The following is a 13898-nucleotide window of genomic DNA, read 5'->3' as shown; positions in this document are numbered from 1 at the left end:
CCGGGCGCTCCCCTGATGTCCAAAGCCTTTCACCGATACTCCTCCGCCCTCACCCCATGCCGCGTCAGCTTGTCGTAGAATGTCTTGCGCGGCAGTTTGAGGCCCTTCGCGGCCTCCGTCGCATTGCCCTTGTGACGTTGCAGCGCAGCGATCAGAAGAGACCGTTCGACCTGCGCCAGTTGCTCCGCGAGCCCCAGCTCCTCCTGCGCCTCGCCCTCGGTCAGCCCCATGGCGAACCGCATCGCCGCGTTCATCAGGGAGCGCGCATTGCCGGGCCAGTCCTGCGCCATCAGCCGCGAAATCACATCGGGCGTGATCTCCGGCACCGGCAGGTCGCTCTGCTCGCAGGCGATGTTGACGTAATGCCGGAACAGCACCGGAATATCCTCGCGCCGCTCGCGCAGCGGCGGGATGCGGATCACCGCCGCCTCCAGCCGGTAGAACAGATCGGGCGAGAACCGCCCCGCGCCCGCCTCCACCGAGAGATCGGCATAGGTCCCGGCGATGAGACGCGGCCGATCGTGGGTTTCCAAAAGCTCCAGAAGCGCGAATTGCGCCGGGCTGGTGAGTTGCACGATCTCATCGAGGAACACCGATCCGCCCTCCGCCTGCGCAAAAGCCTGCACCAGCGTGTCGGGCGTCATCGCCGAGGCGGAGAATTTCAGGAAAGGTGCCATCGACCCCGCCGACAAAAGATGCACCACCTCGGCCATCTTCGCCGTCCCCACCCCCGGCTCACCGGTCACCAGAACGTCGGAGGCCGAACGCGCCACGGCACGCGCCGCATCGCGCATCTTCACCGACATCTCGGAGGTGCCGCGCAAAAGCCGCGCGGCGGCATCGCCCTGTTCGACCTGACGCTTCAGTCGTCGGTTCTCCAACACAAGCGCGCGGGTTTTCAACGCCTTTTCGACCACCGCGATCAGGTCCTTGGGCGCGCAGGGTTTTTCCAGAAAATCGAACGCGCCCGAGGAAATCCCCCGCACCGCCATCGGCACATCGCCCTCTCCGGTCAGCAGGATCACCGGCAGTTCCGGGTCCACCTTCTGGGCGAAGTCCAAAAGCGCAAAGCCGTCCTTGCCGGGCATGCGGATGTCGGACACCACCACACCGGGAAACTCGCGCGAAATGTGATCTTTGGCCTCGATGTAACTGCCCGCCAGCGTCGGCACGAGATCGGCCAGTTCCAGCGTCTGCCCCAAAGCCTCGCGCACCGAGGCGTCGTCATCGACCAGAAGCACGCGTTCAATATGTGCCATCATGGACCTCCTGTCCGCCCATAGTCCCGCTGACATCGGCGGGCTGCAATTCAATGGTGAATACCGCGCCGCCCCCCGGGCTGTTTTCGCCCCGGATGCGCCCGCCGAAACTCTGCACCAACCCGTAGGAAATCGACAGGCCCAAACCCATACCCTGCGCCGCGCCCACCTCTTTCGTGGTGTAGAACGGGTCGAAGATTTTCTCCGGCTCGGCAATCCCCGGCCCGCTGTCAGCCACCGTAAGACGCGTCGGGTCTCCCCCCAAAGCCCCCTGAGACAGGCGGATCGTGATGCATTTGGTGTCCACCTCCGCCATCGCATCGACCGCGTTCGACAAAAGGTTCATCACCACCTGCTGAAGCCGCACCTCGCCGCCCCGGACCCAGACCGGTGCCCCCGGTGCCCAGTCGAGCGTCACGCCGCCGCGCGAAATTTTCGCCTGCGTCATCTCGATCGCCGCCTCGATCACCCCGGTCAGTTCGACATTGGTCGCAGTCTCCGGCTCCTGACGGGCAAAGGCGCGCAGGTTCTTGATGATCCGCCCCATGCGTCGCGCCAGTTCGGAAATCCGCCCGAGATTGTCGGCCGCCTTCTCCGGCTTGTCGCGCTCCAGAAACGCCTGGGCATTCTCGGCAAAGGACCGGATCGCCATCAGCGGTTGATTGAGTTCGTGCGAAATCCCCGCCGACATCTCGCCCAGTGCCGACAGTTTCCCCGCCTGCACCAGATCGGCCTGCGCGCGTTTGAGCCGCGCCTCCGCCTCGTGGCGTTCATGCACCTCGTGCTGCAACTCCCGGTTGGCGATCTCAAGCGCCTCGGTCCGCGCCGCCACCCGCGCCTCCAACCGTTGATTGGCCTCCGCCAAGGTGCGCCTGCGCTCCATGGCGAAAAACAGAAACGCCGCGAAAACCAGCGCCAGCGCCGCCGCCAGCCCCGCCTGCAACCCGGCCTGTGCGATCACCGGATGCAGGTCCAGCAAAAGCTCGGCGGTCAGCCCGACCACGGGCAGCGGTTTCGTCAGATGCAGCACGGGCGACGGGATGTAAGGCCCCATGTCATGGGTCCAGATGTCATGCCCCGCCAGAAGATGCGTCCTGCGCAGCGACAACGCCCCGCCAGACCCGCCGCGCAGCACAAGCTCGGATCGGTTCGCCACGAAAATCACGCCATAGTCATCGGTGAAATAGATCGCAGACGGCTCCGACGGCCAGCCCCATTCCAGCAATCCGATATCGACGGAGACCAGCACAGCCGCCACGGGCGGCCCTTCGGACGAGAACACCGGGGCGGCAAACATATAGCGACGCCGTCCCTCAGGATCGACGAAATGCGCGATGCCCAGCGCCCCGTCCAGCGCCCGTGTCAGCGCCGCCTGCGCGCCTTTCGGCAATTGTGTCTCGCCCGCGCTCGCCAGCACCCCGCCCGTGGTCGAGACCACCATGATCGACGACGCCCCGGTCTTGTCCACCACCCCCTGCAACAGCGCATCGGCTTCCGGCGCCCCGTCACCGACGTCTCCGACAGGCGCCGTGCCCCGCCCCGTGACCCGCGCCGTCACCGTCGGATGATCGGACAGGAACACCGCCAGCTCGCGGTAGCGTTGCAGCCCGGTGGTCAACCGATCGGCGGAAAGCGTCAGATCGGACGTGCCCCGCGCCGCCGCCTGATCGAGGGCGGCGCGAAAGGCAAAGCCGAACACGCCCAGCCCGAAGATCGCCACAACGATCAGCCCGGCCAGAGCCGTGAACACCCGGCGGCGGGCGGCATGGCGCTCGACCTCTTCCGAGGGCGCACCGGCATGAGGCGGTTCCTGTGTCGTCATGTCCGGGACTCTAGAAACTCCCGCTTGCAAAGGGAAGCGCTTGCGATCACCTTCGCCGCCATGAAACGCTTCGCCCTCTCCCCCTCCGACCCCGCTTTCGTGCAAGATCCCTACCCGTTCTACGACCGCCTGCGCGCGGGCGGCAAAATGGTGTTTTGGGAAGACCTGAATCTGCCCGTTGTGGCGGGCTATGACGGGGTGTCTATGGCGCTGCGCGACAACCGCTTTGGCCGGGAGGCCCCCGAGGGCTTCGAACCCGACATCCCCGCCCATCTGCGCGCCTTTTACGACATCGAGGATCACTCGATGCTGGAACTCGAAGGCGACCGTCATACCCGCCTGCGCTCTCTGGTGCTGCGCGCTTTTACCTCGCGGCGGATCAAGGCGCTGATCCCCGATCTGGAAGAGATCACCAACGATCTGATCGACCGTTTCCCGGCGGGTGACTTCGATCTCATGCCAGCCTTTGCGAAAATGGTGCCGGTGCGGATCATCTGCCGCCTTCTGGGCGTGCCTGAAGAGATGAGCGACCAGCTCCTGACATGGTCCAACGCCATGGTCGCCGTCTACACGCCGAACCGAACCCGAGAAATCGAAGACGCCGCCGCCAAAGCCGCCACCGAGTTTTCCGATTTCATGCGCTCCTACGTCGAGGAGCGGCGTTCCAAACCCGCCGATGATCTGATCACCTCACTGATCGCCGCCGAACAGGATGGCGAAAAACTGACCACCGACGAGCTGATTACCACCTGCATTCTCCTGCTGAACGCCGGTCACGAAGCCACCGTCCATAGCCTCGGCATCGCGGTGAAAACCCTTCTGGAACAGAACACGCCGCGCGAATTCCTCTCCGAGGACAAGATCGACGGCACCATCGAAGAGCTCCTGCGCTTCGATCCGCCGCTGCACCTGTTTCAACGCTGGGTCTATGAGGACACCACCTTCCTCGGCCAACCGCTCAAACGCGGCGACAAGATCGGGCTTCTGCTCGGTGCCGCCAACCGTGACGACGACACATGGGACGATCCCGACCGCTTCGACCCGACCCGCAAGGTGAAACAGAACACGTCTTTCGGCGCAGGCATCCATTTCTGCGTCGGCGCGCCGCTTGCCCGCTTGGAAATGCGCGTCGCCCTGCCGCTCCTGTTCGACCGCTGCCCCAACCTGCGTCTCACCGAACCGCCAGTTTACGCCGACACATGGCATTTCCACGGCCTCGCACGTCTCAGGGTACGCACCCAGGCTTTCTGATGGCCCAAATACTCACGGCGCAACAGTGAGTATTTACACCATCAGAAAACCCTCAAAGCGCGCCCTTTGCCATCTTCCCTTAACCGCCCCCGCAAGGTATCTCTGCCCCATGTCCAACGTTCTCGATAAAATCAAAGCCTATAAGCTCGAAGAAGTGGCCGCGGCGAAGCACTCCGTGAGCCTGTCCGATCTTGAGGCCGAAGCCTCCGCTCAAAGCCCCACGCGCGGCTTTGCCAAGGCGCTGCAAACGACCGCACAGACCGGCTACGGGTTGATTGCGGAGGTCAAGAAAGCCTCCCCGTCCAAAGGCCTCATCCGCCCGGATTTCAACCCGCCCGCCATCGCCCGCGCCTATGAGGCAGGCGGCGCCACCTGCCTTTCCGTTCTGACCGATGCGCCCTCATTCCAAGGCTCGCCCGAGTTTCTCAAGGCCGCCCGCGCCGAGGTCTCCCTGCCGGTTCTGCGCAAGGATTTCCTTTATGACACCTATCAGGTGGCCGAGGCCCGTGCCTGGGGCGCCGATGCGATCCTGATCATCATGGCCTCTGTCGACGATGCGCTGGCCGCCGATCTGGAAGATGCGGCCTTTGGCTATGGCATGGACGTTCTGATCGAGGTGCATGACGCAGAGGAGCTTGAGCGCGCGCTCAAGCTCAAATCCCCGCTTCTGGGCGTCAACAACCGCAACCTCAAGACCTTTGAAACCACGCTCGACACCACGCGGGAGCTGTCGAAACTCGTCCCGGCGGATCGCACGCTGGTCTGCGAAAGCGGGCTGTTCACGCCTGCGGACCTCGCCGATATGGCGGGCTATGGCGCGCGCTGTTTCCTCATCGGCGAAAGCCTGATGCGGCAAGACGATGTCGAGGCCGCGACCCGCGCGCTCCTCGCCAATCCGGTTCCGGCATAATGGCGGAGTTGACGCATTTCGACGGGGAAGGCCACGCCCATATGGTCGATGTCTCTGGCAAGGCCGTGACCGACCGGCTGGCCACCGCCGAGAGCGCGATCAGGATGACGCCGGAGACACTGGCGCTGGTGACCCAAGGCACCGCGAAAAAGGGTGACGTTCTGGGCGTCGCGCGGCTGGCGGGGATCATGGGGGCGAAACGCACCTCCGATTTGATCCCGCTCTGCCATCCGCTGCCGATCACCAAGGTGACGCTCGATCTGGAGCCGGACGAAAGCCTGCCCGGCATCCGCATTCGCGCCACCGTCAAGACCTCCGGCCAGACCGGTGTGGAGATGGAGGCGCTGACCGCCGCTTCCGTCGCCGCCCTGACCGTCTATGACATGCTCAAGGCCGCCGAGAAGGGGATGGAGATCGTCCAGACCCGGCTTCTGCGCAAGGAAGGCGGCAAATCCGGGACTTATGAGGCCAAGTAAATGATCACCGTCGCCGAAGCGCTTGAAAACGTGTTCAAACTCTGCCGCCCGCTCGGCACCGAACGCGTCTCCCTGCGCGAGGCTTCGGGTCGGGTTCTGGCCGAAGATGCGATTGCCATGCGCGACCAGCCGCCCTTTGCCTCCTCCGCGATGGACGGTTACGGCGTTGTGACCGATCATCCGACCATTGGCGATACGTTCAAAGTCATCGGAGAAAGTGCCGCCGGGCATGGCTACACTGGCCCGATTGGCGACAGCGAGGCCGTGCGGATCTTTACCGGCGCGCCGGTGCCCATCGGCGTCACCCGCGTGATCATACAGGAAGATGTCACTCGCGACGGCGATGTCATCACGGTCACGGAAACGCTCTCCGGGAACCGCAACATCCGGCCCTTGGGCGGCGATTTCAAATCCGGTGACCGGCTGGCCGCCCCGCGCCGCCTGACGCCGCAGGACATCAACCTTCTCGCCGCGATGAACATCCCCGAGGTGACCGTCACGCGTCGCCCGGTCGTGGCGCTCATCGCCACCGGAGACGAATTGGTGATGCCCGGAGAAACGCCCGGCCCCTCGCAAATCATCGCCTCCAATTCCTTTGGCCTTGCCGCGCTGATCGAAGCGGCGGGCGGCGTCGCCCGCATGCTGCCCATCGCGCCGGATGACGAAGACATGCTGGCCGCCACCTTCGCCATGGCCGAGGGGGCCGACATGATCGTCTCCATCGGCGGCGCCTCCGTCGGCGATCACGATCTGGTCGGCAAGGTGGCCGAAAAACTCGGCCTCGCGCGCGCCTTCTACAAGGTCGCCATGCGCCCCGGCAAACCGCTGATGGCGGGGACGCTGAACGGGGCGGTGATGCTCGGCCTGCCCGGCAATCCGGTGTCGGCCATGGTCACGGCCCAGCTTTTCCTGTTGCCTGCGCTTGCCGCGCTTTCAGGGTTCCCCCCCGCCCCGGCCTCACGCAGCAAAGCCTTGCTGTTGCAGGACATTTCCGCAAACGGTCCGCGCGAACATTACATGCGCGCGATCCTGACCGAGGACGGTGTGCGTCCCTTCGAGCGTCAGGACAGCTCGCTCATGTCGATCCTGTCTCAGGCCAACGCGCTTCTGCTGCGCCCTGTCAGCGATCCGGCGCGCAAGGCGGGCGAAACCGTCGACGTGATCCGCCTGTAAAAAAACCGTCTGTAAAAAACCGTCTGCTCCCGACAAAATTAACTCCGTTTTAACCAAGCTGCACTCAACTCTCCTCAAAGGCGCAACAGATCGCTTTCTGGTGAGACGGAGAGGAACATTGACACATTTCAGGAACAGCGGTAGAACATTTTCAGAACACACGCAAAAACCCGTCTGGGGACTGACGGAAAGCGGTGGCCCCGTGGCCTTTGGTCGGAAACGCGTCGGGACGGGCACTCCTCCCTCCGCCACCCCGACCAGAATGCGCATTTCCGGCCCCGTGGCTCCCGTGCCGGTGCATTACATCCGGCGCTCAGACACAGGCTGGGTCACACAAGAGACAAACACCCTCTCGATGGCCGCGCCAGAACAGAGGACGGGACAGAGGAATGAGCCGATGCTGACGAAAAAACAGCTCCAGCTGCTGGACTTCATCAACACCAGACTTCAAAGGGACGGGGTGCCGCCCTCTTTCGACGAAATGAAAGAGGCGCTCGATCTGCGCTCGAAATCCGGGATTCACCGGTTGATCACGGCGCTTGAGGAACGCGGCTTCATCCGCCGCCTTGCGCACCGCGCCCGCGCCATCGAAATCGTCAAACTGCCCGAAAGCCTCGGTGGCGCCCCCACCGCGCCGACTGCGGCCCAGTCTGGCGGTTTCACGCCCCGCGTGATCGACGGCGACCGCCCGGATCATACGCCCTCGGCCGCGATGGAGATCGAGGCGGTGACCGCGATCAACCTGCCGATCATGGGCAAGATCGCCGCCGGCCTGCCGATCGAAGCGATCTCGGACGGGGCGATGAACGTGGCCGTGCCGGGGTCGATGCTTTCCGGTCGCGGCAATCACTATGCGCTTGAGGTCAAAGGCGACTCCATGATCGACGCCGGGATCAACCATGGCGACATCGTGGTCATTCGCGAAACCAGTCAGGCCAGCAACGGCGACATCGTCGTCGCCATGGTCGAGGGCTACGAGACCACGCTCAAACGCTATCAACGCCAGGGCGACATGATCGCGCTTGAGGCGGCGAACCCCGCGTTCAAGACCCGCGTCCTGCCCGCCGATCAGGTCGAGGTGCAGGGCAAGCTGGTGGGGCTGATCCGCAGCTATTGAGGTTCAACGCCCAAACGTCAGGAACCGCCGCAGTCAAATGTGGCGGTTTTCTCATGCTCACGGTGCGCCGCGCAAAGCCAGACGACCCATCCCGGTCCCCACCTCATGGAACCGCAATCCCATGGCGGTGGACAAAAGCCCGGCCCTCACCTCCCGCGCAGAGGGCGCATGCGCCCCACGCAACGCCGGTGTATTCCAGAGCCGCAGGCCCGAGGCGGCATAGGCGGTGCGGATCGTGACCGTTTCGCCCGTCTGGGACACCGCGAGCGAGCCGCTCTGCCGCAACATGCCGAGATCGGCCAAAAGGCATCCCTCTGGCATATCCTCGTCCCAAAGCTGGTTCACAATGACCAGATCGGCCTCGGCACAGGCCGCCCGCACCGCCTCCTGCCAGCCGCGCCCGGTGACATGGCGCACCTTGAGCGGCCCGACGTCCAAGGGCGGCATAGTGCGTGTAGCGGCACGTTCCTGATCCGGCAGATCGCCGTCATTCTCCAGCCAGACCGTTGCGGCAAACCCGCTGCCCTGCGCTTTCGACAGCGCACGTCCGTCCAGCCCCATCCGCCCAACCAGCGCACCGTCGTCGGAGATCAATAGCGCCGGTCGCTCCGCCACGCTCCAGAACCAGAAGCCCCAGAGCACCGCGATCAGCCCGACATGCTGCGCCCGCCCGCGCCAGAGGATGACGAACAGCGCCCCGAGCGCAATCAACGGCAATGTGGCGGGCGGCGGCGACGGCAAACGGCTGACCGCACCCTCCCATGAGGACACGGTCTCGGCCACGAACAGAATCCAGCGGATGCCCCAGCCCATCACCGCCACCCCCAGCGATTGCAGCCCGATGGGCGTCAGCACCAGCGCCAGCACCGCCGCCGGGATCACCATCGCCCCCATCAAGGGCACAGAGACCACATTGGCGATCAGCCCGAAATCCGCGATCCGGTTGAAATGCGCGGCGGCGACCGGCGCGGTGGCGATGCCCGCCACGCCGGAGGAGATCACGACCGTCGCGACGGTTCTGAGCCAGGAGGGCCAGAACCACATCAGCCGCAACCGCCGAATGATGGAGAACACCGCGACCAGCGCCGTGGTGGCGGCAAAGGACATCTGGAAACCGGGTTCGGGGAGCACTTCGGGCTGGAGCGTCAGCAGGATCAACGCCGCGATGGCGACCGTGCGCAGCGAGATCGCCTGTCGGTCCAACAGCACCGCGATCAGGATGACCGAGACCATGACAAAGGCCCGCTCGGTCGCGACATTGAACCCCGACAGCGCCAGATAGAACGCGCCCGCAAGGAGCGCCCCCCCAGCCGCCAGTTTCTTGATCGGCCATTTCAGCGCCGCGCCGGGGATCATCGCGAGGCCCAGCCGCAGGGCAAAGAACACCACCCCGGTCAGAAGCCCCATGTGCAACCCGGAAATTGCCAGAAGATGCGATAGATTGGCACCCCGAAGCGCCTCCGCCGTATCCTGTGAAATGCCCGAACGATCCCCGGTCAGGATCGCGGCGGCGAAAGCGCCGGTCTGGCCGGGCAGTTTGGCTTGCAGATCCTGCGACACCACCTGCCGCAACCGGTGCACCCAGAGCGCCGGGCTAGGATCGACGGCCGCGGCGCGCAGCACGGGCGTGCGCGTGTAGCCCACCGCGCCGAGGCGGTCGAACCACGCCATGCGCTGAAAATCGAAGCCGCCGGGTTCGGTCGGCCCCGGCGGCGGCGAGAGATGCGCGGTCATGGCAAGCCGAAGCCCCGGTTCCGGGACGACAAACGGCTGATCGCCATGCAGCGAGATGCGCACCCGCGCGGGCGTGCGCCCCGGCGCCGTATCGCGCAGCACCACCCGGTCGAGCGTCAGGCGCAGCGCATCGGAGGCGGAGCGGTCGATCTTGATCACCCGCCCCTCCACCGGACCGTAATAGCGGTAATTCAGCACCGGTGCGGCGACACTCTGCGTGCGAAACCCGGCGATAAGCAGCCCGGCCAGCACAAGCAGAAGCGCGATGACAAAGGGCGCAATCTGCGGCGGCACACGCCAGAGCAGCAGTCCAAGCGCAACCGCACAGGCCAGCCAGACCACCAGCAACGCGCGCGAGGGCTCATCGGGCAGCGCGAAGAACAGGCCGATCCCCATGGCGTAAAACACCGGCGTCCAGAGGAACAGCCGCCCGCGTTGACCATCGACGATGTCGAGGGGGATCTGTGCGAGTTTCCTGAGGGCGCGCACCCTTGTTTCCCCTTCCGCCTTCCCTTATGCCCGGTGACAAACAGCATCCGCCAACATGGTTACCAAAAGGTTAATCTTCCCATGTCCGATATCTCCGCCGCCAAACCTGTCGTCACCCGCATCGCCCCCTCGCCGACCGGCGATATGCACATCGGCACCGCCCGCACCGCGCTGTTCTCCTGGCTCTATGCCCGCGGCCGTGGCGGCAAGTTCCTCTTGCGGATCGAAGACACGGACCGGGTGCGCTCGACCGACAGCGCGACAAAGGGCATTCTCGAGGGCATGGCATGGCTCGGGCTCGATTACGATGGCGAGGCGGTGAGCCAGTTCGAGCGCGCGGAGCGGCATGCCGAGGTGGCCCGCGAGATGTTGGAGATGGGCAAGGCCTATAAATGTTTCTCGACCCAGGACGAGATCGAAGCCTTTCGCGAAGAGGCCCGCGCCAAAAAGGAAAGCACGCTGTTCCGCTCGCCCTGGCGCGATGCCGACCCGTCGAGCTACCCGGATATGCCCTATGTGATCCGGGTGAAAGCGCCGCGCGAAGGCGTCACCGTGGTCAAGGACCGGGTGCAGGGCGACGTGACCTTCAAGAACGATCAGCTCGACGACATGATCCTGTTACGTTCGGATGGCACACCGACCTACATGCTGGCCGTTGTCGTCGATGACCAAGATATGGGCGTGACCCATGTGATCCGCGGGGACGATCACCTCGCCAATGCCGCACGCCAGATGATGATCTACGAGGCGATGGGCTGGCCGGTGCCGGTCTACGCCCATATTCCGCTGATTTTCGGGCCGGACGGCAAGAAAATGTCGAAACGCCACGGCGCTGTGGGGGTCAAGGAATATCAGGCGATGGGCTACCCCGCATCGGGCATGCGCAACTACCTTGCCCGCCTCGGCTGGTCGCATGGCGATGACGAATTCTTCACCGACGATCAGGCCAAGGATTGGTTCGATCTCGATGGAATCAACAAGGCCCCGGCGCGGTTCGACACCAAGAAACTCGAAAACATCTGCGGCCAGCATCTCGCGATCATGGCGGATGCTGAAATCTTGAGCGAAATCGAGGGCTACCTTGAGGCTGCGGACGAAGCGGCCCTGACATCACAGCAAAAAGAGCGACTGGGCGCGGCGCTCGATTGCGTCAAGGGGTCGAGCAAGACTTACCCTCAACTCCTTGAAAAGGCACATTTTGCGCTGATTTCTCGCCCTGTCGACATGGACGAGAAAGCGCAAAAACAGCTCGGCTCTGTATCCAACGGTATACTGGAAGAATTGACGCCGCATCTGCAAAGTGCTAGCTGGGAGCGCGACGCATTGGAGGAGGCCGTCGGCCGCGTGATGGAAGCGATGGAGCTCGGGTTCGGCAAGGTGGCTGGCCCCTTGAGAACCGCCCTCGCCGGCCGCGCCGTGACCCCAAGCGTGCTCGACATGATGCTTGTTCTTGGCCGCGAGGAAAGCCTCGCCCGGATCGCGGATTTCATGACGATCAGCGCACAAGCGGCGTCGCAAGAGGAGTGACCGGGGCGTTCTAGAGACGGTCACGTGCGAAATTCAGGCCGGAACCCCGTTCCGGTCAGACCCCGAAGCCCCGGCGCAGCCTGCGCCCCGGCTCAGGGTCGGAATTGGTCCCTCCCGATTTTGCGGGACGGGTCAGCCAAGACGGTGTCCGGGATCCGCCCGGGCGTCCGCGTGACCACCAGCGGAACTTCCGCCGCCTGCAAAAGCAGCGTGGGGAAGTCACCGCCAACCGAAGGAACGACCATGGCAGACACTCAGAAGACTGCGACCCTGACGCTCGACGGCAAATCTTACGAGCTTCCCGTCCTTTCCCCGACCGAAGGCCCCGACGTCATCGACATCCGTAAGCTCTACGGCCAGGCTGATGTGTTCACCTTTGATCCCGGCTTCACCTCCACCGCCTCCTGCGAAAGCTCGATCACCTTCATCGACGGCGAAGAAGGCGTGCTTTTGCACCGCGGTTACACGATCGGCGATCTGGCCGAGAAATCCCACTTCCTCGAAGTCTGCTTCCTGCTGCTCTACGGGGAACTGCCGACCGCAGCCCAGATGGAGAAATTCGAGAACACTGTGACGCGCCACACCATGGTGCACGAACAGATGCTCAAATTCTTCACCGGCTTCCGTCGTGACGCCCACCCGATGGCCATCATGGTCGGTGTCGTCGGCGCCATGTCCGCCTTCTACCATGACTCGATCGACATCGCCGATGCGCATCAGCGCGAAGTCGCGACCATTCGCCTGATCGCGAAAATGCCGACCATCGCCGCGATGGCCTATAAATACACCATCGGCCAGCCGTTCGTGTATCCGCGCAACGATCTCGATTACGCCTCGAACTTCCTGCACATGTGCTTCTCGGTTCCGGCCGAGAACTACGAGGTCAACCCGATCCTGTCGCGCGCCATGGACCGTATCTTCACGCTCCATGCCGACCACGAACAGAACGCCTCGACCTCGACCGTGCGTCTGGCCTCGTCCTCGGGTGCCAACCCGTTCGCCTGTATCGCGGCCGGTATCGCCTGTCTCTGGGGCCCGGCACACGGCGGTGCCAACCAGGCCTGCCTCGAAATGCTGCGCGAGATCGGCACCGTGGACCGCATCCCCGAATTCATCGCCCGCGCGAAAGACAAGAACGATCCGTTCCGCCTGATGGGCTTCGGTCACCGCGTCTACAAAAACTTCGACCCGCGCGCGACCGTGATGAAACAGTCCGCCGACGAAGTGCTCGAACTTCTGGGCATCGAGAACAACCCGACGCTTCAGGTCGCCAAAGAGCTTGAGAAACAAGCGCTGCAAGACCCGTATTTCGCCGAGAAGAAACTCTTCCCGAACGTCGACTTCTACTCCGGCATCATTCTCGAAGCGATGGGCTTCCCGACCGCGATGTTCACCCCGATCTTCGCCCTGTCGCGCACCATCGGCTGGATTTCCCAGTGGAAAGAACAGATCGAGGATCCGGCGATGAAAATCGGTCGCCCGCGTCAGCTCTACACCGGGCACGCCCTGCGTCCCTATGTGAACGTGGAAGACCGCGGCTGATCTTTCTCAGCCTTGCAAATTGGAAAACCCGCCGTTTCCGGCGGGTTTTTTCTTGAGTATTTGCACCATCGGAAAGCCCTCAGGCGAGAGAAATCCGGCGGCGGCCAAGCCGCATCCCGTCACGCATATTCAGGCCCAGAAGCGTGATATTCGTCGCGCCCGCGAGCAATTCGACGCTCTGGATCAAATAATAGACCGCCCCGCCCTGCCCCTGCATCGCCAGCGGCACAAGGATCAGGGCCGAGGGCACGAGAAACACCAGACCGTTGAACGCGATGATCTTCATCCGTTTTTGTTTCGCGGCGATCAAAGGCCCGCGCATCCGCTGGCCGAGACGATTGCCCGAAAGCCCCGCCAGGATCAGCATCGGAATGAGCGCCAGAAGCCCCCAGGCGATGGTGAGCTTGGTCAGGGCGATCACGTATTTGTCGCCGATGATCAGGGTGATAACCGTGGCGCTCCAGTTGGCGAGCACGATCAGAAGCCCGGTCGCGCCGAAAAGCGCGTGAAGTTTGGGAAGGAAAGTCGGCATGATGAGTCTCCACTTACATAGCTTGCTATTTATTATTGCATAGCTTGCTATCTTGTGAAAAACAAG

General features: G+C 63.8%; 11 protein-coding genes. 7 read left to right on the top strand and 4 right to left on the bottom strand.

Translation table 11 applies throughout. From position 1 onward, the window contains the following. Nucleotides 1–29 precede the first annotated feature (29 nt). A complete protein-coding gene (locus V1471_RS02125) occupies nt 30–1262 on the bottom strand; it encodes a sigma-54-dependent transcriptional regulator (protein ID WP_434286650.1) in 1233 nt (410 codons plus the stop codon). Beyond that, on the bottom strand, nt 1246–3081 hold the full coding sequence (locus V1471_RS02120; RefSeq protein ID WP_434286649.1) for a sensor histidine kinase: 1836 nt from the start codon (nt 3079–3081) through the stop codon (nt 1246–1248). The genes V1471_RS02125 and V1471_RS02120 overlap by 17 nt, the downstream gene beginning before the upstream one ends. 60 nt (nt 3082–3141) lie before the next feature. Here V1471_RS02120 and V1471_RS02115 point away from each other — a divergent pair, with 60 nt between their 5' ends. The 5 genes from V1471_RS02115 to lexA all read left to right on the top strand — a co-directional run bounded on the left by V1471_RS02115 (nt 3142) and on the right by lexA (nt 8008). Then, nucleotides 3142–4332 carry a cytochrome P450 gene (locus V1471_RS02115; protein WP_434290849.1) on the top strand — a complete coding sequence of 397 codons (1191 nt, stop codon included), beginning with the start codon at nt 3142–3144 and terminating at the stop codon, nt 4330–4332. Between the two features lie 109 nt (nt 4333–4441). After that, nucleotides 4442–5242 carry an indole-3-glycerol phosphate synthase TrpC gene (trpC, locus tag V1471_RS02110; RefSeq protein WP_434286648.1) on the top strand — a complete coding sequence of 267 codons (801 nt, stop codon included), beginning with the start codon at nt 4442–4444 and terminating at the stop codon, nt 5240–5242. Further along, nucleotides 5242–5718 carry a cyclic pyranopterin monophosphate synthase MoaC gene (moaC, locus tag V1471_RS02105; RefSeq protein WP_434286647.1) on the top strand — a complete coding sequence of 159 codons (477 nt, stop codon included), beginning with the start codon at nt 5242–5244 and terminating at the stop codon, nt 5716–5718. Before trpC ends, moaC begins: the two co-directional genes overlap by 1 nt. Beyond that, nucleotides 5719–6891, top strand: a complete 1173-nt coding sequence (locus tag V1471_RS02100; protein WP_434286646.1) for a molybdopterin molybdotransferase MoeA — start codon at nt 5719–5721, stop codon at nt 6889–6891. 397 nt (nt 6892–7288) lie between these two features. Further along, nucleotides 7289–8008: a transcriptional repressor LexA gene (lexA, locus tag V1471_RS02095; protein ID WP_434286645.1), complete on the top strand. Its 720-nt coding sequence runs from the start codon at nt 7289–7291 to the stop codon at nt 8006–8008. 57 nt (nt 8009–8065) lie between these two features. Here lexA and V1471_RS02090 read toward each other — a convergent pair whose 3' ends face one another. Then, nucleotides 8066–10231: a ComEC/Rec2 family competence protein gene (locus V1471_RS02090; protein WP_434286644.1), complete on the bottom strand. Its 2166-nt coding sequence runs from the start codon at nt 10229–10231 to the stop codon at nt 8066–8068. An 81-nt stretch (nt 10232–10312) separates the two neighbouring features. On the opposite strand from V1471_RS02090, the gene gltX reads away from it, so the two are divergent. Together gltX and V1471_RS02080 are read left to right on the top strand one after the other, a co-directional pair. After that, a complete protein-coding gene (gltX, locus tag V1471_RS02085; protein WP_434286643.1) occupies nt 10313–11758 on the top strand; it encodes a glutamate--tRNA ligase in 1446 nt (481 codons plus the stop codon). A gap of 243 nt (nt 11759–12001) precedes the next feature. Then, nucleotides 12002–13300 carry a citrate synthase gene (locus tag V1471_RS02080; RefSeq protein WP_434286642.1) on the top strand — a complete coding sequence of 433 codons (1299 nt, stop codon included), beginning with the start codon at nt 12002–12004 and terminating at the stop codon, nt 13298–13300. Between the two features lie 79 nt (nt 13301–13379). Here V1471_RS02080 and V1471_RS02075 read toward each other — a convergent pair whose 3' ends face one another. After that, nucleotides 13380–13832, bottom strand: coding sequence for a hypothetical protein (locus tag V1471_RS02075; RefSeq protein ID WP_434286641.1), 453 nt, complete (start codon nt 13830–13832; stop codon nt 13380–13382). Nucleotides 13833–13898 lie beyond the last annotated feature (66 nt).

The organism is Celeribacter sp. SCSIO 80788 (genome assembly GCF_051054295.1).
In the GTDB taxonomy this organism is placed as follows: domain Bacteria; phylum Pseudomonadota; class Alphaproteobacteria; order Rhodobacterales; family Rhodobacteraceae; genus Celeribacter.
This window is presented reverse-complemented; position numbering and strand designations above follow the sequence as displayed.

What these genes read in the sequence shown, in the direction of transcription:
- moaC (WP_434286647.1), top strand. Translation starts at nt 5,242, where the DNA reads ATGGCGGAGTTGACGCATTTCGACGGGGAAGGCCACGCCCATATGGTC.
- lexA (WP_434286645.1), top strand. Translation starts at nt 7,289, where the DNA reads ATGCTGACGAAAAAACAGCTCCAGCTGCTGGACTTCATCAACACCAGA.
- V1471_RS02115 (WP_434290849.1), top strand. Translation starts at nt 3,142, where the DNA reads ATGAAACGCTTCGCCCTCTCCCCCTCCGACCCCGCTTTCGTGCAAGAT.
- V1471_RS02120 (WP_434286649.1), bottom strand. Translation starts at nt 3,081, where the DNA reads ATGACGACACAGGAACCGCCTCATGCCGGTGCGCCCTCGGAAGAGGTC.
- V1471_RS02100 (WP_434286646.1), top strand. Translation starts at nt 5,719, where the DNA reads ATGATCACCGTCGCCGAAGCGCTTGAAAACGTGTTCAAACTCTGCCGC.
- trpC (WP_434286648.1), top strand. Translation starts at nt 4,442, where the DNA reads ATGTCCAACGTTCTCGATAAAATCAAAGCCTATAAGCTCGAAGAAGTG.
- V1471_RS02075 (WP_434286641.1), bottom strand. Translation starts at nt 13,832, where the DNA reads ATGCCGACTTTCCTTCCCAAACTTCACGCGCTTTTCGGCGCGACCGGG.
- V1471_RS02080 (WP_434286642.1), top strand. Translation starts at nt 12,002, where the DNA reads ATGGCAGACACTCAGAAGACTGCGACCCTGACGCTCGACGGCAAATCT.
- gltX (WP_434286643.1), top strand. Translation starts at nt 10,313, where the DNA reads ATGTCCGATATCTCCGCCGCCAAACCTGTCGTCACCCGCATCGCCCCC.
- V1471_RS02125 (WP_434286650.1), bottom strand. Translation starts at nt 1,262, where the DNA reads ATGATGGCACATATTGAACGCGTGCTTCTGGTCGATGACGACGCCTCG.